The following is a 19,634-nucleotide window of genomic DNA, read 5'->3' as shown; positions in this document are numbered from 1 at the left end:
AGACAGTCCCGTCCGTTCCAACATGAGGCGGCCACCCTCCCCGTCACGACATCGCGGCGTCCCGGTAGTTGCCTCTGTAGCGGAACGCGCCGTCGACGACCTGGAAGTCGAACATCGCGTCGTGGTTGTAGCCGAACGTCGACTCGTACTTGATCGTGCGGGTGATGCCGGAATACGTGATCTCGGGCATCCGGCGGGCGATAGCGCCGCGTTCCGTCAGTGTGGTGCCGTCCTTCTCACAGGCCCGGGCCAGGAACATCACCGCGTCGTACGCCTCCGCCGCGTACCAGCCGGGGTCGGTGCCGAAGCGGGCGCGGTAGGCCGAGGTGAACGCGCGGGTGGAGGACCGGGCCGTGGGGTCGGTGAAGGAGGTGGCGAAGACCCAGCCCGACGCGGCGGCGCCGGCCGACGCGAGGAACTGCGGATCCAAGGCACGTTCCGTCGCCACACGGGCACCCTTGAATCCGGTGGCGGTGAGCGCCGACGCGAATCCGGCGGCCCGGGCCGCGTCGCCGGTGAAGACGACCGCGTCCGCGCGGGTGGATCTCACCTTGGCGGCGAGCGACGCGTAGTCGATCCTCCCGGCACCCACGGGGGTCACCGTGGCGTCCCGTCCGCTCTGCCGCAGGGACTTCCCGGCCAAGTCGCAGATAATCCAGGCGAAGTCCTTCTGGGCCCTGTCCTCCACGAGGAACACGCGCCGGGAGTCGACGTGGTTGGCGAGGTAGCGGGCACAAGGAGTCGCCAGCAGATCGTCTGTGACGCGCAGTGCCGCGTGGCAGTTGAATACGTTCGACTTCGACGCCGAGTTCCGCGTGTTGGTGCCCACGGAGACCGACACGACGGGCATCACCGCATCGGTGTACGTCCTCTCGGTGGCGCCGAAGCAGGCGTCGGTGGTTGGCCCCAGTACGGCGAGCACCGCCGCGTCCTTCGTGAGCCGGACGGCCAGCTCGCCGGCCCGCTTGATGTCGCCGCCGTCGTCGTACGACCGCAGTTTCAGCCGGAAGGGGCGGTCCCGCTGCGCGTTGAGCTGTTCGACGGCCAGCCGGGCGCCGTTGAGCTGGGCCTGCCCCGACTCCTTGCGGGCGCCCGTGAGATCGGCCTGGGACGCCACGACCAGCTCCGGGCGTGGGCGGCCGGTCCCGGACGGCGTGGACGTTCCCGGCTTCGCCCGGGTGCTCCACCACCATGCCCCGCCACCGCCCGCCGCGAGGAGTCCCGCCGTCGAGCCGAGTCGCAGGAAGCCTCGGCGGCCGAGCGGTCGGGAGACGGGGCGGGTGGCGGTGACGGCCGTCAGCGTCGCGGGCTCCGGTGACGACGGGTTCGCCGCGTTCGAGGCCGCTGCCGCGGACACCTGGGTCGGCTCGATCGCACCGATGGTCAGCACGGCGGCGGACCTGTCGTTGATCAGCCGGGTGACCGGGGCGGGCAGCCAGTCGGACGGTCCGGGGGAGTCCGCGGCCGTTCCCTCCCCGAGCGTCGCACGGAGTCGCGCGAGGCTCGGGCGGTCGACCGGATCCTTGTGCAGGCAGGCTTTCAACAGAGGTGCCAGATCGCCCGGGAGCGCCGCCGGATCGGGCTCCTCGTAGATCGTGCGCAGCAGCACCCCCGCCGCCCCGCCACCGCCGAACGGGCGCACTCCGGTCGCGGCGAACGCCAGCACGCACCCCAGCGAGAACACGTCGCTCGGCGGGCCGATCGCGCCGCCTCGCGCCTGTGCCTGCTCGGGCGACAGGAAGCCCGGCGAGCCGACGACCACGCCGCTGGACGTGAGCGCGGTGGCGTCCGGCGCGCGGGCGATGCCGAAGTCGATGAGCCGTGGTCCGTCCGGAGCCAGCAGTACGTTCCCGGGCTTCACGTCGCGGTGCACGAGACCGGCGCCGTGCACCGCCTCGAGCGCATCGGCGAGCCGTGCGCCCAGCACCCGTACGGAAGTGACCGACAGCGGCCCGAAGGCTTCCACTGTCTCGGCGAGTGAGGGCCCCGGAACGTACGAGGTCGCCAGCCACGGTGTCTCCGCGTCGGCGTCCGCGTCCAGCAGCGGGACCACCCAGCGGCTGTCGACCTGCCGGGCCGCCTCGATCTCACGGCGGAACCGGGCCCGGAATCCGCTCTCGTCGGCATACGAGGGACGGACCGTCTTCACCGCGGCGATCGCCCCGCCCGGAGCACGAGCCAGGAAGACCACGCCCATGCCGCCGGCGCCCAGCCGCCGCAGCAGACGGTAGCGGCCGATCCGGGACGGGTCGCCAACCCGCAGCGGCTCCATCAGACGGTGAGGGGGGCGGGGCCGTCGTACACGAAACGCCCCTGGTCCACCCGCCAGAGGAAGCCGCCGGTGCCGTCGATCACGATCGTGCCGGTCTTCTGGAAGGCGAAGGTCTTGGTGATGCCCTTGTACTTCCCGTCCCGCACGGCCGTGAGCAGGTTCTGCCGGGTGCGGCTCTTCGACGGCAGCGCGGCCAGGGCCTTGAGCAGCATCGCGCTCACGTCGTAGGCCTCCGCCGCATATCTGGGTGGCGCCTCCTTGAAGCGCTCGCGGTAGACGGCGGCGAACTCGCGAGCCTCGGGCTTGCGGGTCGCGTCGATGACCGGCGCCACCATCACCCAGCCCTCGGCGGCTTCCTGAGCTTGTGTCAGGAAGCGTTCGTCCAGCAGTGCCGGACCGGACATCCGCGCCCCCGGGAAGGCGCGCTCGCGCAGCGTGCCGGCGATCAGCGCTCCCCGGTCGGGCAGACCGGCGAAGAACACGGAGTCGGCACCCGCGGAGAGCACCGTGTCCACCGCGCTGCCGAAGTCCGGGCGCATGCCGCTGACCACCTCCGGTACGGAAGGGTGCTGCACCCTGTTGAGCTCGTTGCTCAGCGAACTGCTCAGGTTCGTCCCGTAGTTGCCGGCCGGACGGTCGACGACGATGCCGATCTTCCGCGACCGAGCTGCGCCGCGCAGGTAGGCACTCACATAGATGGGCAGCACCGCGTCGGGCAGCCGCGCGTGCAGGAACGAGCGGAACCCCTGAATGGACAGGGCGGTTGTGCCGGGGGAGACGCCAACGACCGGCAGCAGTCCGGCGTCGTACGTCGCGAGCGCGGCCTGTCCGGTCTCGTCGGTGGTCGGGCCGACCACGGCGAGGACCGTCGGATCGTCGGTGAGCTTCGCGGCGAGCTGGGCCGAGGCCGCCGGATCACCTCCGTCGTCGACGGCCTTGACCTTCACGGTGAACGGCGCGTCGCGTCGCGCGTTGAACTCCGCGACCGCGAGCCGCAGTCCGCGTTCCTGGGCCCGCCCCGTCTCGCGCTGGGGACCGCTGAGGTCGCCGTGCAGCGCGATGGTGTGCACCGGTCGGCGCGAGGACCCGGACGAGGGGCCTCCGCCTCCCGAGTCGTCGTCGCGGTTGACCGCCCACCAGGCCCCGCCCCCGCCCGCTGCCAGCGCCACGGCCCCACCGGCGAGCAGCAGGAAGCGCCGCCGGCCGGCCGGTTGGGAGTCCTGCGGATGCGCCGCCCCGGAGGTCGCACGCGTGTCGGGCTCCGTCGGGTCGAGAGCGGCCGGCGTGGCGGACGGCGTGGCGGACGGCACCAGCGTGTGCTCGATGTCCGGCAGCGAGAGCGCGGCGGCCGACCGCTCGGCGATCAGCCGAGTGACCGCCTCGGGCAGCCACCCGGCCGCCTCTTCGTCCTCCGGTGTGGTGTCCGACGTCCGTTCGCGCCGTGGCGCGGCGTCGGATGCCGGTTCATCCTGCGCTGCGGCTTGCGGTGTTCCTCCGCGCAGGAGTGCGGTCTCGGATGCCGGTTCGTGCTGTGGTCCAGTCTCGGATGTCTCTTCGTGCAGGTGGACGGTCTCGGATGCCTCGTCGTCGTGCGGCGAGACGTCGGGCGCCACTTCGTCCCGGGCGGCGCCGTCGGCAGTCAACTCCCGCACCAGCTCACCGGCTTCGGGCCGCCGGGCAGGATCCTTCTCCAGGCAGCGGCCGATGACTTCGAGCAGTCCCGCCGGCACCCCTTCGAGGTCCGCCGGGTCATGGACGGCCCGGTACAGCAGCGCGTCGACCGCCCCGCTGCCGAACGGCGCCCGGCCCGTCGCCGCGAACGCCAGGACACAGCCGAGGGAGAACACGTCGCTCGCCGGACCGATGCCATCCCCGACGCGTCCCTCGGCCTGCTCGGGAGACAGATAACCCGGCGTGCCGACCACCACCCCGGTCGCCGTGAGCGTCCGGTCCTCCGGCGCGCGAGCGATACCGAAGTCGATGAGCCGCGGCCCGTCATGGGCGATCAGCACATTGCCCGGCTTCAGGTCCCGGTGGACCAGCCCGGCCCGGTGGACCTCGCCCAGCGCCTCGGCCAGCCGGACGCCGAGCAGCCGCAGACCACGCTCGGACAGCGGCCCGTACGCGGTCACGGCCTCGGCCAGCGACGGTCCGGGCACGAACGCCGTCGCCAGCCATGGCGCGTCGGCGTCCGGGTCGGCGTCCACCAGCGGTACTACGGAGGGACTTTCGACCCGCCGGGCGACCTCGACCTCGCGGCGGAACCGCTCCTTGAAGCCGGGCTCCTCGGCGTACTCGGCGAGCAGCACCTTCAGTGCCACCAGCGCGCCGCCCGGTGTGCGCGCCAGGTACACGACGCCCATGCCTCCGGCACCGAGCCGCCCGAGCAGGCGATGGTCCGCGATACGCGCGGGGTCCGACGAACGCAGCGGCTCCATCAGTTCTCTCCTCCGAGCTCGGACTCCACACGGTCGAGCATCGTGACGTTGGCGCGCGACGCGAAGGTGCCCAACTCGGCGTCCGAGTAGCCCTTGGCGCCCTTCACCGACACCGCCAGGGTCACCGTGCCGATCCGGGTGACGTACCAGGAGTAGGTCTGCTCACCGTTTCCGGTGAGATAGCTGCCGATCTCTACGACCTGGTCGTCGGAGTAGGTGTTGTTGCCCTGGCCGTAGGGAGTGGCGGCCGAGATGAGTTTGGCGATCCGCTCGTCCGTACGCACCTGCTGCTCGCGGCACCGCAACGGCTCCTCCAGGGTGGAGGCCAGCTGCTCATCGGCGTCGCGCACGGTTTTGTGCACGGTGACCGCCGCGCTGACCTTGAGCTCGCCCTTGCCGCCGGCTGCGGGGATCTCGCTGTAACGGGACAGGGAAGCCAGGACGCTCTCGGGCAGCGACCGCCGCTCCCAGCGGCACTGCCCGCCCAGCACCGCGACGGTGCGCGGGGTACTCGCGGCCGGCTGCTGCGCCCTGAAATCCGAGCCCCATTCGTTCGGTTTGAGCGCGACGGCCGTTGCCAGCGCCTCCGCCCGGCTCCTCGTCCTGGGCACCTTGGCCGGGTCCGCCTCGAACAGCGCCGAAAACGTGTCGCCGTTCGCTAACGACGCGGACGGGGCGGCCGTGGCAGAGCCGGCCGTGGGAGTGCCGGACGCGCCCCCGGATCTCGATGGTGCGGAAGCGCTGGGCCCGGCCGCCTTGCCGTCGTCCCCGTCCCCCGAACTGCAGCCGCCGAGCACCAAGCCCGTCGCGGCAACGATCAGAGCGACCCGCCACGGCCAAGTCCCCCTGGGCACACCAATGTTGCCCTCGTTCATCCCCCGCCCCCTCGCTCACGAGCCCCCGCTCGCGTGTGGTGATCGTATCGACGGACGCGAGGTGTTCGCGGGCGGTTGCACGAACGGGCGACGGAGGTCATTCCGCCCGGAAAGAGGAGCCGACCCGCCGCTCGCCCCCATCGGACCGTTGTCACAGGCATCGGCTACCTTCCAGCCCAGCACGCAGCCAAGGCAGGTTGCAGGAAGAGGAGCGGCAATGGTCGTCGAGGTCGGTTACGCACAGGCGTGGGACCGGGAGGCTTGTGCGCCCTGGCGGCCGATATCCGCCGAGGAGGCCCGGGAGCGGGATGTCGCCGGGCTTCCGTACGTGGTGATGTACCGGGAGCCCGGCCGGGAGGCTCCGCTGGAAGTCCGGCTCGTCTCCTGGCGGGACCACTACGTCGGGCTGTGGGTCTATGACGCCCAAGGTCGGCGCACCTACGATCTGAACCTGCGGCTGCTGGACGACCCGTCGCGGCTGCTGCGTCGATACTCCGTCGGCTGGTACTACACGGGCCCGGAGATGGCCGAGTTCGACAAGGCGTGCCCACGCATCACCGTGGACCTTTTCCCGGACGGGAGGGGCCGACGGACGGAGGAGCGGCAGGGGCAGGGCGGGGGCTCCCACACCACTTCGCCCGGACTACGGGACGACGAGCGCTGGATGGACCGCCCCGAGTTCGGGGGATGGCCGCTGCTTTCGGCCCGGGTACACGGGCTCGTTGAGCCCACGGCCTTCGAAGTGGCCGAGGTGATCGAGGCGATCGATCCAGGTGACGAAGACGCCCCCGCCACCTGCTGGCGCCCGCCGCGTCCCGCCCAGCCCGGGCCGATCAACGAGCTGTTCCGACCCGGGGTGCGCGTGACCGACGGGTATCACCCGGAGATGACCGTCGTGGAGCCGCGCCGGGTCGGCACCCTGCGCATACCGAGTGGGCTGCTGGCCGTCTCCGGCCCGGACATCGACCACGGCGACGGGCCGCGCATCACCGTCCCCATTCCGCCCGGGGAGTACGTACTCGACGAGGCACGGGTCCGCTTCAGCTACCACTGTGAGTGGCGCGACGCCGAGGTCACGACCACGGAACCCACGGCCGTCCGCCTGCTCGTCAGCGAGACCCCCGCCGCGACCTGGGAGATGGCCCTCGGCCCGGACGACGATCCCCGGCTGTTCATCGAAGAGGAGATAACCGGCTTCGACACCGACGGCGCCACCGGCTGCTTCGCCGACGCCGGGGCCTGGGAGTCACTCATCGCGCTCTTCGAACGGGGGCTGATCCAGGGGGAGTCGGACCTGGACGGGTTCGACGACATCGAGGACGGTTCCATGTTCATGCTGCGCACCTGGGACGAGGCATCCGGCGGCGAACGCATGGCCTTTGCGACGACCGGGGACGGTACCTACCCGGTGTGGGTCGGCCGTTCTGAGGCCGGCGAGGTGATCGGAGTCGTGGTAATGGTGGCGGGGATGCCCGAGCTTCTCCCGGAGCAGGACGGAAGCCCCGCCGACGCGGTTGGCTAGGCAGGGTCTGAGAAGCCGGCGTCCGCGACGGTGCCGAACGACGGCGGCAGGCCCCCAGGGCGGATCCGCTCCCCGAACACCCAGCGGGTGAACCGGGTTCCGTAAGCGGCGTGAACGATCCCGCCAGGCTTCGGACGGCGGTTGCGGATGGCCATGGCCCAACGCCTTGTCCACGAGAGCCTTTTTGACCGGCCGGGTCGTGCGGCGTGAGCCGAATTCGGTGGACTGCCCGACCGGGCCGATGGCAGGGTCATCGGTCGTGACGAAGCACGGTTTCCTGGCATTGGCGCCGCAGTACACCACGACCTCCGAGCTGCTCTCGACGTCTGCGCGTCGGCGGGGCATGGACGTCGAAGTCCTCCCCACCCAGGGTGGCGCGGGCACCGCTGCGGGGAGGCGCGGCGGTCACTACTACGGTGGCCCCTTGTTCGCGGCAGGCGTCGTGGACGACCTTGAGCTCGCGCTCCTGGAGCCCTCCGACGACTGGCTGGTCACCGTGTCCCCCGCGTACACCGGCCGGCACATCGCCATGGCGACCCTGGGCGAGGCCCGTCGCCTGAACCGAGCGGCCTTCGTCAAGCCACCGACCGACAAGAGCTTCCCGGCCGCCGTCTACACCGACGGTGGCCGGCTCCCGGCGGGGCCTGAGCTGCCGCCCGACGTCCCGGTGCAGATCAGCGATGTGGTGACCTGGGCGACGGAGTTCCGCCTCTATGCTCGGCGAAGGAAGTCTGTGACGGGGACAGCGCGCGCGGGGTCAACTGCCCGATGTGAGGTGGTGCCGGTCAGGCAGCATGGGGCGGTGGACTTCGATCGTCGCTTGCCTCGCGGCAACGGCGCTCTGGCCACCACCCCATGACTGTCCTTCGACTACGGCCGCACCTTGGCCTTGTCGACGACGGCCCAGCTGTCGAGATAGGAGAGCTGGGTGAACTCGATCCTCTGCTTGCCGTCACCCGAGGTGCGCGCGTCACGGAAGCCGAGGAATTCATAGGACTTCGGGTCGAAGATGAAGTAGCCGCCGAAGCTCGTCGTTCCCTGCGGAAGCGTCGGGTCTTCGTAGGTGATGGCTACGCCGGTACGGCCCTTGGCGTCCTTCTGGTTCGCCACCGCCTTCACCCCGGGGATCATGCCGAGCGCCTCGTACGCCGCCGGGCGCAGCCCCTCGGGCATCACCGGGACCAGCTTGAGGAGCCCGGCGAGCTGGAAGTGGACCATCGACCACTCCTGTTCGCTGATTCCGCTGAGCGAGTCGCCCTTGTCTCCGGGCCTCCTCCCGTGCGCGAGCGAAAGGATCAGCTTCTTGGGATCGGTCGGGAGCTTCTTCAGCGTCCCCCAGTCCTGCGGCGGCCACACGGTCTCGTTCGCCTTCCGCGGCGGTGACCACCAGCCCTTCCCGATCTCCATGACCCAGGAAGGCTTCGAGTTGTCCACCGACCTCCAGTCCTCGTCGGTGTAGCTCTTGGTGGCGCCGGTCTTCTGGTTGGTCTCCTTGATGATCTCTTTGGTGTAGATGAACTGGTCGTCCCTCGGGCTGGCGGCCTGCTCGTGCCGGCGAGCGTAGGTGGCCGCACCGTTGAGCACGGTCTGCACGCTCACGTTCTGCATGACGGGGGAACTGGTGGCCGGCGGTGCCGCCTTGTGCACCTTGCCGTTGTCGTCGCCTTGCTCGACGACCAGTACACCGCCGACGACCGCGGCCGCGACCGCGCCGGTCAGGGCGATGCGCAGGACCGAGCGGCGGGGGCGTACGGCCGGGGCGGGTCCGTTCTCCGCGTTGATCGCGGAGAGCAGCCGTACCCGCACCCGTCCCCGGGCGGCGTCGTCGAGCGGGGGAGCCCCCGCGTCGTACTCCCTCAGTTCTCGCAGTTCGTCGGTGTCACGCATGGGCGTCTGCCTCTCGGAAAGCTGTCGGATCGGACCCGCCCAGTGCTTCGCGCAATCTGCTGCGAGCGCGGTTCAGCCGGGATCTGACGGTGCCGACCGGTATCCCGAGGGCCTGGGCCGTCTCCTGGTAGTCCAGGTCGCCCCAGGCCACCAGCAGTACGACGTCACGGTGCCGGGCGGACAGCTTGGCCAGCGCCGCGGCCAGCTCCGTGCCCACCGCCGTGGCCCCGACCCTGGCGACCGCTCGGTCCGCGACCGGCTCCTCGTGCTGCACCGGCTCCGGAACCTTCGCGAGCGCCTTGAAACGGCGTGCTTCGGCCCTGCGATGCCGGCTCATGAGGTTGGTCGCGATGCCGAACAGCCAGGGGCGGGCGTCGGCACGACTGACGTCGTAGGTGTGGCGCCGCTGGAAGGCGGTCGTGAACGTCTCCGCCATCAGATCCTCCGCCGTCTCGGGACCGATCCGCCGGGCCACGTAGCGGTGCACGGCCTCGGCGTACCGGTCGAAGAGCGCGGCGAACTGCTCGGGCTCGTCCCGGGACCGCGCGATCACACGGGCGTCGCTGTCCTCGCGATGCTCCTCGCGGGTGCGGACGCCCGGGGACTCGACGGCCATCGGGGCTCCTTTCGTTCGTACGAACGCCTTGAAGGCTTGGGCTTGTTCGGGTTTCTCTTGTCCTTCGCCGGTGGGCCGCATCGAGTTCCATTCCGGCTACGACGGTGCCGGGGCCCTGCCCGTCGGGCCCGCCAGGTCTCCGTCCGATCGCCTGCCGGGGCACGCTCCGGACGCAGCCGCGAGTCGGCGGAAGAATCGGCCACAACGCTAGGTTGGATCGTATGAGCGTGCGGGGGCGGAGCTATCGATACGTCGGACCTGCCGAGCTGAGGGCTGCGCTCCGGCCTGGCAGCGGCGGGTACCCGATCGGCTCGGCGGCCGACTTCGGGAGCTGGGTCGCCGCGCGATCGGCGGCGGAACTGGCCGAACCCTTCACCTTCGTAGTGGGCACGGACGGTGTACTACGACTGGCCCCGCGTCGAAGCGAGCACGTCGCTTGCGCGGGCGGAGCCATGGTTCTGAGCGCCGGCGAGATCCACTTCACCCGTGAGACGGGCCGATGGACCGTGGACGACGTGAGCAACCACTCCACCGGGTACTGCCCGGACGTCAGCTCCTGGCCGGATGTCGCCCGTGCTCTGGACGGCGCGGGGCTCGGGCGGCCGTCCGGCTTCACCCATGAGGTGGTGTTCCGGCGGTGCCCTGGCTGCGAGGAGTGCAACATCGTGCGGGAGGAGGACTTCGTCTGCGTCTTCTGCGGAAGTGACCTGCCTGAGGCGTGGAACGTGGATCCCGCCGATGGGCGTGGCACACAAAGGGATCGACGCTCGGGTCCCGCGTGATCGCGCCTTCGCGTCGACCGGCTGCCGTCACCGTCGATCAGCCGGCGTCGGCGCCCGGGCCTGGACGGGGTGAACGCTGTTGACCGTGGCAGGACTGAGGCCCGTTTGCAACGCGGCCAGGCTCTGGATTCCTTGAGACAGGACGGCAACCCCGCTGAGTAGGCGGCCGAGAAGATGAGTACGACAGCTCATGCCCCTGACCGTGCCCGGCACCGACGATAGAGATCATCATCGCCGAGGCCGGGAGCCCGCTCATGCTCAGCCGTACCGCCAGCACCCTGGTGTCCGCCGTCGGACGGCTGTCCGTCACCTGCGATCCCGGTGCGGAGTTCGCTCCGGGAAGCATCATCGCCGCGAACCACACCTCCCTGGCCGACCCCGCCGTCGTGGTCGCTGCCCTGCACCGCCTCGGCGTGGAGCCGGTCATCATGGCCACCGCGGGGCTGTGGCGCGTCCCGTTGCTCGGTCGCTCCCTCACCCGCGAAGGGCACATCCCCGTCCACCGGGGCGACCGGCGAGCCGCCGGCGCGCTCGACCTCGCGGCGCAGGCGCTGCGGCAGGGACGACTGGTCCTCATCTACGCCGAGGGCGGCCTGCCCCGTCGCAAGGACGCCGCGGAGGCGGCCCCCGGCGACTTCCGCACCGGTCTGGCGCGTCTCGCCGAGAGCACCGGCGCCCCAGTCGTGCCCGTCGGCCAGGCCGGTGCCCGTCGTGTCACCTCGGGCAGCGTGATCAAGCAGATCGCGGGCCTCGCCACGGCACCGCTGCGCCGACCCGACCTGCATGTCCATGTGGGTGCCCCGCTTGTTCTGACCGGTGACAGCGCCGTCCGCACGGAGCGCGCACGCACCGCGGTGACCATGGCGTGGAGGACGGCGGCCGCACACCTCGGTGAGCCTGCCGCGCTTGCGGCATAGCGTGGGCGTTGCTCCCGCCCGCGCAGCCGTAGTCCTGGCGGAGTGTCCTGACCGGTTTGGGCCTCGCCGCGTCCCAACTCCAGCAATCCGTGCGTCCCTTGGGCGTCATCCGTCCATAATGATCAACGCCACGACACCGCACGGGGGGAATCATGGGGTTCATCAACCAGGCCAAGGCGAATGAGGCCGAGCGTCAGGCCGCCAGCGCCTTCTCGGAAGGCCGGTCCACGATCGTCTTCAAGATCATCGAAGCGAACGCAGGCTCACGCAACACCGGCATCATGCAAGGTGTCGGCGAGCAGATCGAGGCCATCGAGCGACAGGGTTGGAGCCTCGACACGATGACGGCAGCCGAGGGCAAGGCGCTGTCCGGGGAACGTACGGCGCTGATCTGCCTCTTCCGCCGCCGCTGATCGGCACCCCTCACCAGGACCGGCCGCGTCGCGCCGGGCCTCGGCCGAGTTAGACACGCCACCGGCCGACTCGGGGTTCAGGACACCACGGTGTAGACCGCCAACCCCAGGATGCAGAGAACCAGGGTCAGGGCGACCGTGCAGGAGAGACGGAACCGGAATCTGCTCCAGTACTCCGCCCGCCGGCCGTCGGGAGTGTCGGTGCGCCAGACCGACGGGATGTCGACGCGACCTTCGGCGATGGCCGTCGCGGCCCGTCGCACATCCTCGGGGTGATACGAGTAGAAGGTGGGCGCCGCCCCGTACGTGCCCCGACTCTCCCCGCCGTGGCGTCGGACGCGGACCTCCGCACGACCAGCGGCACCCGGCACCCACTCCTCTCGCACCGGCCACAGCTCGGCGACCTCGCGACTGTCCAGCCAGCGCTGCTCCTCGTGCGCCGACTCGGGTGATCCCGGTTCTGGTGTCTGCGGCATGGTTCCCCCTCGATGCGGCAAGCCCTCAGTACACACCCGCCGTGCAGCACGCCGACAGAGCGCCTGCGGTGCCGCCACAAGCGACCGATGCTGCCCTCCGGGGTCGTCAGGCGGCGCACGACGTACGCGTTCCGCCGAAAGGAAGTTGACCCAGTCGGGAAGCGCTCCTCGATCTCATCAAGCGTCGGCCGGCGACTGGTACCCATGACCTGACCGTACCCTCGGGTTGACCGCGAGCGTCGGGCTTGTCGGGGCCGACTCGGGCCGTCTTCGTGCGAGGGAACCGAGCACTCGTTCACCGCGTCGAGTCCAACTGATAGTGGAGGAAGGTGCACTTGAAGAAGCCGGTCATTTCGCTCGTCAGCGGCCTGCTCGTCGTCGGGATCATCGCAGCCGTGTGGTGGAACCGGGCTCGTGAGCCCTACGCCCTGGCCGACGCGCCCATGGTCGACGTGACGGTGCGCGCGGAGACGTCGAACTACCCCGACGTGCAGGAGACGGCGGAGGACGTCGACACTCTCGTACGCGTCTATGTGCAGCGGCTCAAGGACGGGGATGCCAAGGGCATCGCCGAGCTCGCCGGGCCCGCTTACCGGCAGCCTGAGCCCACTGCGGCCAAGTACGTGCGCTTGTACGGTCAGGCGGCGGGCGGCCCCGTCGACGTCACCGTACGAGAGGGCGTTGTCAGCTACTTCAACTCGGTGACGGTGGCGTACCGGGAAACCGGCCAGCGGCAGGAACTGCTGCTGGTGAAGGACGACGGGCACTGGTGGATCGGTCTCGGCGACGGCGACCCCGCGGCGGGCATGTAGCGACAACTGGGCGGAGCGACAACTGAGCGGGTCGACAACTGCGCGGAGCGGCGCCTGAGATGACGGCTCGGCCGCACGGTTCGAGGCCGGTTGAAAAAAGTCGCCGATCCCGTACAACCGTTGTGCCCCTCCGGGAGTCTTGCGTGCGTCGATCTTGACCGGGTCATGTCGGGCGCAGTCCCGGGCGTGCCGGTACACCGCCGTCTGTTCCGAGTTCCCCTCTCTGGAGGACCCCGTGCGTAAACGCACCCTGCTGATGTCCGCCACGCTGCTGGCCTCCGGCCTCACCCCCCTGATCGTGGTGAGCGCCGAGGCCGCCGGTGGCACGCCGGGCGATGTGAACAAGGACGGCTATCGCGATGTCGTCGTGTCCGCCCCCGACGCCACGGTGGCCGGTCACGCCAAGGCCGGTGCGGTGGTCGTCCTGTACGGCACCTCGCACGGCATCGATCCCTCCAGACGCACCGTACTGACCCAGAACTCGACCGGTGTCCCCGGAACGGCGGAGAGCGGTGACCGCTTCGGCGCGGCCGTCGTCGTGCACGACCTCAACAGCGACGGATACAGCGACCTGGTCGTGGGAGCCCCCGACGAGGACGTCGCAGGAGACGACGGCGGCGGGTCGGTCACCGTCGTCTACGGGACCGCTTCTGGTCTGACCAGGGCTAAGACGGTCCAGGACCCGTGGCCGGGCTCGCACGACGCGTACGGGCGGACGCTCGCCGTGGGTACGTACAACGGCCTGAACCCGGTCAACGACGGCAAGCTGTCGATCGCCGTCGGCGCCAATGACGCCGAAGTCACCTTCGTACCGGCCGACTTGTCCGCGCAGTCCAACACCTCCGGCAACGGCTTCGCGTTCAACCCGGCCCACGGCATCGTCGCCCTGACCTCGATCGACGTTCCCAACACCGACGACGACCGTCTGATCGTCCACGGCCGGGGCACGGGAGACGGCGGCTGGGGCTACGACGGAACCGGCGACGACCCGCGTACCGCCTTCGCCGACCCGGCGGGCTTCGAGGACGCCGACCTGCCCGCCGGCACGACGTCGGCCGTGGGCGACCTCAACGGCAACGGCTCACCCGACCTCGTCATCGGCAACCCCGAAGACCCCACGCAGAGCCCGGACACCTCGCTCGGCGGCCAGGTGACCATCTACTACGACGCCGGATACTCCGGCTCCCCGAGCCGGGTCCAGACCATCACCCAGGACACGTCGGGCGTCCCGGGATCCGGAGAGGCCAAGGACCGCTTCGGCGCCGCGCTCGCCATCGGCGACACCGACAAGGACGGGCGCGCCGACCTCGTGATCGGCGCTCCGGGCGAGAACGGAGGCAGCGGCGCGGTCACCGTCGTACGCGGTACCGCGACCCTCCTCGACACGGCCCACGCCGCCACCTGGACCCAGAACAGCACGGGGGTCCCCGGCAGTTCGGAGGCGGGCGACGCCTTCGGCACGGGCGTACGGGTCGTCGACCTGAACAAGGACGGCTACGCGGACCTCGTCATCGGCGCTCCCGGAGAGGACGGCGGCAAGGGCGCCGTGTGGTGGCTGCGGGGCTCCGCCTCGTCCGTCACCACGACCGGCGCCGTCAGCACCGGCGCCGCAGGCACCGGCCTCGGCTCGGCCGGTGGCGCGCACCTCGGCAATGTGGTGACCGGCCCATGACGTCGCCCCGCTTCCTCCCACCCCTCCTCGATCCCGGAGCCCCCATGTCCTCCCGCACCCCCAGGCGCGTCCGCGTTCCGGGCACCTTCACCTCCCGATTCCTGGCCTCCGCCATCGCTGTCAGCACGGCCGCCACCCTGACCGCCGTCGCACTGCCGGCCGCGGCCGTGGCCGACGCGCCCTACCGGGGCGCCAACACCGCCGCGGTCCAGGACGACTTCAACGGCGACGGCTACCGCGACGTGGCCGTCGGCGCGCCCGGAGCCGCCAACGGCTCCGTCGACGCGGCGGGCGCGGTCGTCGTGCTCTACGGCTCGGCCAACGGGGTCGCCGCCTCCCACCGCACCGTGATCACGCAGGCCACCTCCGGCATCCCCGGAACACCGGAGGAATGGGACCGGTTCGGCACCGCCGTCACCTCCGCCGACATCGACCGCGACGGCTACGCAGACCTGCTCGTCGGCACCCCCGACGAGTCCGCGGGCACGATGTGGGGCATCGGTTCGCTCACCGTGGTGTGGGGAGGCCCGTCCGGCCTCAAGGGCGGAGCTTCCGTGCCGACGCCGACCGGCCTGGACGAAGGGTGTCACTTCGCGGCCGGGCTCGCCGTCGGCGACGTCAGCGGTGACGGAGCCCCCGACGTCTCCGTCACCGGCAACTGCGGCGCCACCACGTACACCGGACCCTTCACCCGTACCGGCACCCCGGCGGCACGGAACTTCGTCAACGACCTCGGCACCAACCGCGGAGTCGTCGTGGGCGACGTCGACGGCGACGGGAGAGCCGAACGCTTCTGGCTGCCGGGCCCGACCGACGGAGACGAGAGCGGACCCGTCTACGCCGAGGGACACGACGGCACGTACACCGAACTGCCCCTCGCCGACGGACTGTCCGGTCAGATCGGCGACATCAACGGCGACGGCTACGGCGACCTCGTCACCGGAGCGCCCTACGACGCGTCCCTGGGCTACCCGTCCACGCACCGCGGCGGCGAGATCCAGGTGCTCTACGGAAGCGCCCAAGGCATCACACCCGGCCAGAAACAGCAGATCATCCACCAGGACACTCCCGGTGTGCCCGGCAGCGGAGAGGACGGCGACCAGTTCGGCATGTCGCTCGCCGTCGGCGACACCAACGGCGACAAGTACGCCGACGTCCTGGTCGGAGCACCCTGGGAGGCCCTGGGATCGGTCAAGGCCGCGGGACAGGCGACCCTGCTGCGCGGATCGGCCGCCGGGCTCACCGCCACCGGTTCGCTCGCCTACACACAGGACACCAGCGGCGTGCCCGGAACCGCCGAGGGCGGCGACGTGTTCGCCACCTCGGCGCATCTGGTCGACGTCACCAAGGACGGCAAGGCCGAGGTGATCGTCGGCGCCCCCGGCGAGAACCTGGACGGCCTGCTGTGGACGGCCCGCGGATCCGCGGCCGGACCGGTGACCAACGGATCGACGACGATCAGCGGAACCAGCGTCGGCCTCACACGCAAGTACACCGAGATCAACTTCGGAGAAGCACTTCCTGGCGCGCACTCCACCATCTGAGGGACTTCAGAAGTCCGAGGTCTGAGGTCTGAGGTCTGAGGGACTTCAGGAACTCTGAGGTCTGAGGGACTTCAGAAGGTACGGGGGCCGTGGACCCGCCCGGTCCACGGCGCCCCGCTCGACGGCAGCCACGAAAGCACGATCAACGCCCGTGAGCGGCTCCCCGCACGGCCCGACAGGCCACCGGACGGAAGGTGACAGTGCGTGAAGGCCCTGCGACTCCTGACCATGAACACCCTCTTCACCGGCGACGTCCCGGCTCGGCTGCGCGCCCTCGGCACGGCGCTCGAGGAGGCCGACTACGACATCGTCTGCCTGCAGGAGGTCATGTTCCGCCGCAACGCCCGGCTGATCCGCCGTGCCGCTCCCAGCTATCGGCACTTCGCGTACTCGGGCACGGTCCTGATCAAGGGCGGCCTGGTGCTGTTGTCGAGGTGGCCGATCAGCCGCTGCCGGTTTGTGCGGTACCCGATGACGGGTCCCGTGCGCGGTGAACTCCTCATGCGTAAAGGCGCCCAGATCGCGTCCGTCGCCACCCCGGACGGTGAACTGGTGATCGTTAACACCCACCTGTCGGCCAACCGGGACGACGACTGGTCCCCGGCGAACCGGTACACGCGGATCGCGACGGGCGAACTGGCCCGGCTCACCGCGCTGATAGCGGACGTCGGCCCGTCCCTGCCCGTCGCCGTGGTCGGTGACCTGAACCTCCCGCGCGACTCGGCCGCACTCGCCGACTTCGCCGCGGCGGCGGGGCTGCGGGACATCCTCGCCGGTGACACGCGCCCGACCTACCGACCCACACCTCGATGGCCGTCGCCGCCGGCCCTGGACCACGTACTGCTCCGCGCGGCGGCGGGGGAGACGCTGACCGGCAGCGCCGACTTCGTGTTCCAGGACGAGGTGACACTGGACGACGGCCGCCAGGCCTACTTGTCCGACCACTATGGTGTGCGGGCGCAGCTGATCCGGTCGAAGTGACCCGTGGCTCGGGCTGGACTGGACAGGTCCGGTCCGGTCTGGTCCGATCAGGCGGATCGCCCCTGGTGATGGTGCCGGGTGATTGTTCGGCCGGTGGCGGCAAAAGGCAGGGCGCCGCTCTGAACCGACCATCCTGCGCGCACGTAAGAGGAAATGAGATGAACTCTCGTACAAGGCCCGGTCCGTGACACCACCCGGGTACACACCCGACCGATTCAAGGAGTACCCACCCATGAGCGCCGCACCTCTGAGTGACCGGCTGTCGAGCCACCAGCCGCTCGTCCTCGGCCTGTTCCGTATCGTCCTCGGCCTGCTCTTCGCCAGCGAGGGCGCTGCCACGATCTTCGGGATACTGGGGCGGCAGAGCAGCCCCGTGGGGGACTGGCCGTTCTGGTACGCCGGGCTCATCGAGCTGGTCTGTGGAGTTCTCGTCCTTCTCGGAGCCGCAACGCGCGGCGCCGCGTTCCTGAGCTCGGGCGCCATGGCGTTCGCCTACTTCACCGAGCACCAGAAGGACGGTCTCTTCCCCCTCCAGAACGGCGGTCTGTCGCCCGCGCTGTTCTGCTGGGGTTTCCTGCTCCTTGTCTTCTTCGGGCCCGGCGCACTGTCGCTGTCCGCTCTGGTCCAGGGAAGGGGAACGGCCCGGGAGGCGGCTGGCTTTGACGCCGCTTGAGGGTCAACGTCTGCCGTTTCAACCGGAGTTGATAGACCCTGGAAGTTGGTAGGCACCGTCGCCGCGAAGTTGTGCCGTCAGGTTCATCGGTTTGGCGGAACCGGAGGTGTGGCGGGCAGCGGATCGGGCGACCGGCGGACGGGCCTACCGTCGGGACCGTCGGTGAGCCAGGAACCGTCTCCCAACGGCACCAGTTCATACGGATGAGCGACGTCGACGGTGAAATCGCCGCGGACCGTGCCCGATTGAACGTCGACGAGATGGTGACGGAACCACTCCTTCTCTGTGTCCTCGTCCTCACCGCCCAGGACGACCACGGCCAGGTCCGATGTCAGATAGCCGCCGCTCCATTCCACGCAGGTCTCCTCCGGGTCGAACCCGAAGGCTTCGACGGGTAGGGTGAAGAGCACCTCCCCGCTGGGGTGGCGGTGGAAAGCGACATCGGCCTGGTCGTGGTCGACGGTCATGAACTGCCGACCGTCCGGTGCCAGGTCGATCAGGCAGCGATCCCACCATGGGTACGGTGCGAACGTGGCCTCGGTGTCGGCTCCGGCCGTGCCGCGAACGATGACGGATCCGTCCTGACCCTCACCGATGTCGAGGTAGATGCTGCCGTCCGCGGGGTGTACGTGGTGACTGGCACCGTGACCGACGGTCTCCAACTCCCGGCGGGCGAGGACCTTGCCGGTCTCGGCGTCGTGCACGACCCACTGATCCTTGCCTCCGCGTCCCGCCATCGCGTCCGGCCGGTAGACCCACACGGTCCTTCCGTCCAGGGACAGTTCGCAGCCGGGACGGTGGCTATGGGGAAGGTCGGAGTGCGGCTCGAAGTCCGAGGCCCACACGAGGTCGCCGGCGCGAGTGAGGCAGACGACGCGGTTCAGCGTCGTGTACACGATGCGCTCCAGGTCGGGCCGTACCACCGACTCCACGACCGAGTCCCCGAGCAGCGGCCGAAACACCGCGGCGGGCTCCAGCGCCCCGAGTGCGCCGGGGGCGATCACGTAGGCGTGGATCGCCCCGTCGCGGTGGCGTGTGATCACCTTCGGAAGCTGCGCAGAAATCATCCGGCGAGGCTAACGCCGGGGCCGGGCCGGCCTGGAGCCGGGTTCGCCGTGTGACGCTGCCTGTTTGCGCGGGCGGCCCATACAGAGCAGGGCCGTCTCTTCAATCATGCCTAGACGGCGTCTTCCTCGGCCCGCACCCAGGCCAGCTGCGCGTCGCTCAGCGGGGGATCGAACCCCTCTGGGAACATCAGCATCAGTGGCTGCGGCCACATGCTTTCGGGCCCGTGCTCTTGGCAGTCCAGGGCGATGACATGGTCCCCTTCCCCACAGGACTCGTGGCTGTAAGGGCGGTCATGGGTCTGGCAGAAGTACCCGAACCGAGAGCAGTGGTCCTCGTCGCTCGGCTCGTACAAGCCAGGATCACGCACAATCAGGATCACCCGCTCCTGCCGGTTGAACCGGGGGATGGGTCGAGGATCACACCACAGCAGCCGAGGAGGAAGCACGAGCTCATCCTGCACCAAGGCCCTCCCCATCGGAACGCCGGGTTGTTTGGAGCGGATCGCTGGGGCGGCCCAGATGAGGATGCCCGCGCGGTGGAGACCGGCCTGTCGACGATCGCGGTCTCGTCACATCAAGAGGCGACCTAGGGCCAATGCCGTTGCTTTTGTCGTAGGCGTAGGCTGGTTGGCAGTGGGTCCCGGGGGTGGTTGGGGTGGCTTCGAGCGCGTCGGACTTATCGGGTCT

General features: G+C 70.2%; 18 protein-coding genes. 10 read left to right on the top strand and 8 right to left on the bottom strand.

All coding sequences use genetic code 11. The features are described from left to right. Positions 1-43 precede the first annotated feature (43 nt). Genes ACFYYF_RS40910 through ACFYYF_RS40900 form a run of 3 tightly spaced genes read right to left on the bottom strand, consistent with a single transcriptional unit; the run spans position 44 to position 5,321 of the window. On the bottom strand, positions 44-2,272 hold the full coding sequence (locus ACFYYF_RS40910) for a bifunctional serine/threonine-protein kinase/ABC transporter substrate-binding protein (RefSeq protein WP_388784515.1): 2,229 nt from the start codon (positions 2,270-2,272) through the stop codon (positions 44-46). Then, entirely contained in the window at positions 2,272-4,710 is a 2,439-nt protein-coding gene (locus tag ACFYYF_RS40905) for an ABC transporter substrate-binding protein (RefSeq protein ID WP_388784511.1), read from the bottom strand. The genes ACFYYF_RS40910 and ACFYYF_RS40905 overlap by 1 nt, the downstream gene beginning before the upstream one ends. Next, complete coding sequence (locus tag ACFYYF_RS40900; protein WP_388784508.1) at positions 4,710-5,321, bottom strand: hypothetical protein; 612 nt, start codon at positions 5,319-5,321, stop codon at positions 4,710-4,712. The genes ACFYYF_RS40905 and ACFYYF_RS40900 overlap by 1 nt, the downstream gene beginning before the upstream one ends. Positions 5,322-5,802: 481 nt before the next feature. Between ACFYYF_RS40900 and ACFYYF_RS40895 the strand changes: the two genes are divergently transcribed. After that, positions 5,803-7,107, top strand: coding sequence for a DUF4241 domain-containing protein (locus ACFYYF_RS40895; RefSeq protein ID WP_388784505.1), 1,305 nt, complete (start codon positions 5,803-5,805; stop codon positions 7,105-7,107). Between the two features lie 259 nt (positions 7,108-7,366). Continuing rightward, positions 7,367-7,966, top strand: coding sequence for an ATP-grasp domain-containing protein (locus ACFYYF_RS40890; protein ID WP_388784502.1), 600 nt, complete (start codon positions 7,367-7,369; stop codon positions 7,964-7,966). Positions 7,967-7,977: 11 nt separating this feature from the next. Here ACFYYF_RS40890 and ACFYYF_RS40885 read toward each other — a convergent pair whose 3' ends face one another. Together ACFYYF_RS40885 and ACFYYF_RS40880 are read right to left on the bottom strand one after the other, a co-directional pair. Next, the gene (locus ACFYYF_RS40885) at positions 7,978-8,994 is read right to left on the bottom strand and encodes a CU044_5270 family protein (RefSeq protein WP_388784499.1); all 1,017 of its coding nucleotides are present in this window, start codon (positions 8,992-8,994) and stop codon (positions 7,978-7,980) included. Then, positions 8,987-9,610: an RNA polymerase sigma factor gene (locus ACFYYF_RS40880; RefSeq protein ID WP_388784496.1), complete on the bottom strand. Its 624-nt coding sequence runs from the start codon at positions 9,608-9,610 to the stop codon at positions 8,987-8,989. Before ACFYYF_RS40880 ends, ACFYYF_RS40885 begins: the two co-directional genes overlap by 8 nt. A gap of 221 nt (positions 9,611-9,831) precedes the next feature. Between ACFYYF_RS40880 and ACFYYF_RS40875 the strand changes: the two genes are divergently transcribed. From ACFYYF_RS40875 to ACFYYF_RS40865, 3 genes are all read left to right on the top strand, one after another. Continuing rightward, positions 9,832-10,392 carry a hypothetical protein gene (locus tag ACFYYF_RS40875; protein WP_388784493.1) on the top strand — a complete coding sequence of 187 codons (561 nt, stop codon included), beginning with the start codon at positions 9,832-9,834 and terminating at the stop codon, positions 10,390-10,392. 254 nt (positions 10,393-10,646) lie between these two features. After that, a complete protein-coding gene (locus ACFYYF_RS40870; RefSeq protein ID WP_388784491.1) occupies positions 10,647-11,309 on the top strand; it encodes a lysophospholipid acyltransferase family protein in 663 nt (220 codons plus the stop codon). 152 nt (positions 11,310-11,461) lie between these two features. After that, positions 11,462-11,722, top strand: coding sequence for a hypothetical protein (locus ACFYYF_RS40865; RefSeq protein ID WP_361689185.1), 261 nt, complete (start codon positions 11,462-11,464; stop codon positions 11,720-11,722). Positions 11,723-11,799: 77 nt separating this feature from the next. Here the strand turns inward: ACFYYF_RS40865 and ACFYYF_RS40860 are convergent, their stop codons facing one another. Then, on the bottom strand, positions 11,800-12,198 hold the full coding sequence (locus tag ACFYYF_RS40860; RefSeq protein ID WP_388784489.1) for a hypothetical protein: 399 nt from the start codon (positions 12,196-12,198) through the stop codon (positions 11,800-11,802). Positions 12,199-12,533: 335 nt separating this feature from the next. Here ACFYYF_RS40860 and ACFYYF_RS40855 point away from each other — a divergent pair, with 335 nt between their 5' ends. From ACFYYF_RS40855 to ACFYYF_RS40835, 5 genes are all read left to right on the top strand, one after another. Then, a complete protein-coding gene (locus ACFYYF_RS40855) occupies positions 12,534-13,010 on the top strand; it encodes a hypothetical protein (RefSeq protein WP_388784487.1) in 477 nt (158 codons plus the stop codon). Positions 13,011-13,245: 235 nt separating this feature from the next. Beyond that, complete coding sequence (locus ACFYYF_RS40850) at positions 13,246-14,682, top strand: hypothetical protein (protein WP_388784484.1); 1,437 nt, start codon at positions 13,246-13,248, stop codon at positions 14,680-14,682. A gap of 44 nt (positions 14,683-14,726) precedes the next feature. Then, positions 14,727-16,226 (top strand): FG-GAP-like repeat-containing protein, encoded by a 1,500-nt coding sequence (locus ACFYYF_RS40845; protein ID WP_388784481.1) that lies wholly within the window; start codon positions 14,727-14,729, stop codon positions 16,224-16,226. A gap of 204 nt (positions 16,227-16,430) precedes the next feature. Continuing rightward, positions 16,431-17,207 (top strand): endonuclease/exonuclease/phosphatase family protein, encoded by a 777-nt coding sequence (locus ACFYYF_RS40840; RefSeq protein WP_388784479.1) that lies wholly within the window; start codon positions 16,431-16,433, stop codon positions 17,205-17,207. Positions 17,208-17,439: 232 nt separating this feature from the next. Then, complete coding sequence (locus ACFYYF_RS40835; RefSeq protein ID WP_388784476.1) at positions 17,440-17,880, top strand: DoxX family protein; 441 nt, start codon at positions 17,440-17,442, stop codon at positions 17,878-17,880. Positions 17,881-17,963: 83 nt separating this feature from the next. Here the strand turns inward: ACFYYF_RS40835 and ACFYYF_RS40830 are convergent, their stop codons facing one another. Beyond that, positions 17,964-18,947: a hypothetical protein gene (locus ACFYYF_RS40830; RefSeq protein WP_388784473.1), complete on the bottom strand. Its 984-nt coding sequence runs from the start codon at positions 18,945-18,947 to the stop codon at positions 17,964-17,966. A 110-nt stretch (positions 18,948-19,057) separates the two neighbouring features. Continuing rightward, complete coding sequence (locus ACFYYF_RS40825; protein ID WP_388784470.1) at positions 19,058-19,408, bottom strand: hypothetical protein; 351 nt, start codon at positions 19,406-19,408, stop codon at positions 19,058-19,060. Positions 19,409-19,634: the final 226 nt, after the last annotated feature.

This window comes from Streptomyces sp. NPDC001914 (genome assembly GCF_042891215.1).
Classification (GTDB): Bacteria; Actinomycetota; Actinomycetes; order Streptomycetales; family Streptomycetaceae; genus Streptomyces.
This window is presented reverse-complemented; position numbering and strand designations above follow the sequence as displayed.

Bases quoted from the DNA above. Each gene is read 5' to 3' on its own strand.
- ACFYYF_RS40910 (WP_388784515.1), bottom strand. From the start codon at position 2,272: ATGGAGCCGCTGCGGGTTGGCGACCCGTCCCGGATCGGCCGCTACCGT.
- ACFYYF_RS40905 (WP_388784511.1), bottom strand. From the start codon at position 4,710: ATGGAGCCGCTGCGTTCGTCGGACCCCGCGCGTATCGCGGACCATCGC.
- ACFYYF_RS40895 (WP_388784505.1), top strand. From the start codon at position 5,803: ATGGTCGTCGAGGTCGGTTACGCACAGGCGTGGGACCGGGAGGCTTGT.
- ACFYYF_RS40885 (WP_388784499.1), bottom strand. From the start codon at position 8,994: ATGCGTGACACCGACGAACTGCGAGAACTGAGGGAGTACGACGCGGGG.
- ACFYYF_RS40880 (WP_388784496.1), bottom strand. From the start codon at position 9,610: ATGGCCGTCGAGTCCCCGGGCGTCCGCACCCGCGAGGAGCATCGCGAG.
- ACFYYF_RS40875 (WP_388784493.1), top strand. From the start codon at position 9,832: ATGAGCGTGCGGGGGCGGAGCTATCGATACGTCGGACCTGCCGAGCTG.
- ACFYYF_RS40870 (WP_388784491.1), top strand. From the start codon at position 10,647: ATGCTCAGCCGTACCGCCAGCACCCTGGTGTCCGCCGTCGGACGGCTG.
- ACFYYF_RS40865 (WP_361689185.1), top strand. From the start codon at position 11,462: ATGGGGTTCATCAACCAGGCCAAGGCGAATGAGGCCGAGCGTCAGGCC.
- ACFYYF_RS40860 (WP_388784489.1), bottom strand. From the start codon at position 12,198: ATGCCGCAGACACCAGAACCGGGATCACCCGAGTCGGCGCACGAGGAG.
- ACFYYF_RS40845 (WP_388784481.1), top strand. From the start codon at position 14,727: ATGTCCTCCCGCACCCCCAGGCGCGTCCGCGTTCCGGGCACCTTCACC.
- ACFYYF_RS40835 (WP_388784476.1), top strand. From the start codon at position 17,440: ATGAGCGCCGCACCTCTGAGTGACCGGCTGTCGAGCCACCAGCCGCTC.
- ACFYYF_RS40830 (WP_388784473.1), bottom strand. From the start codon at position 18,947: ATGATTTCTGCGCAGCTTCCGAAGGTGATCACACGCCACCGCGACGGG.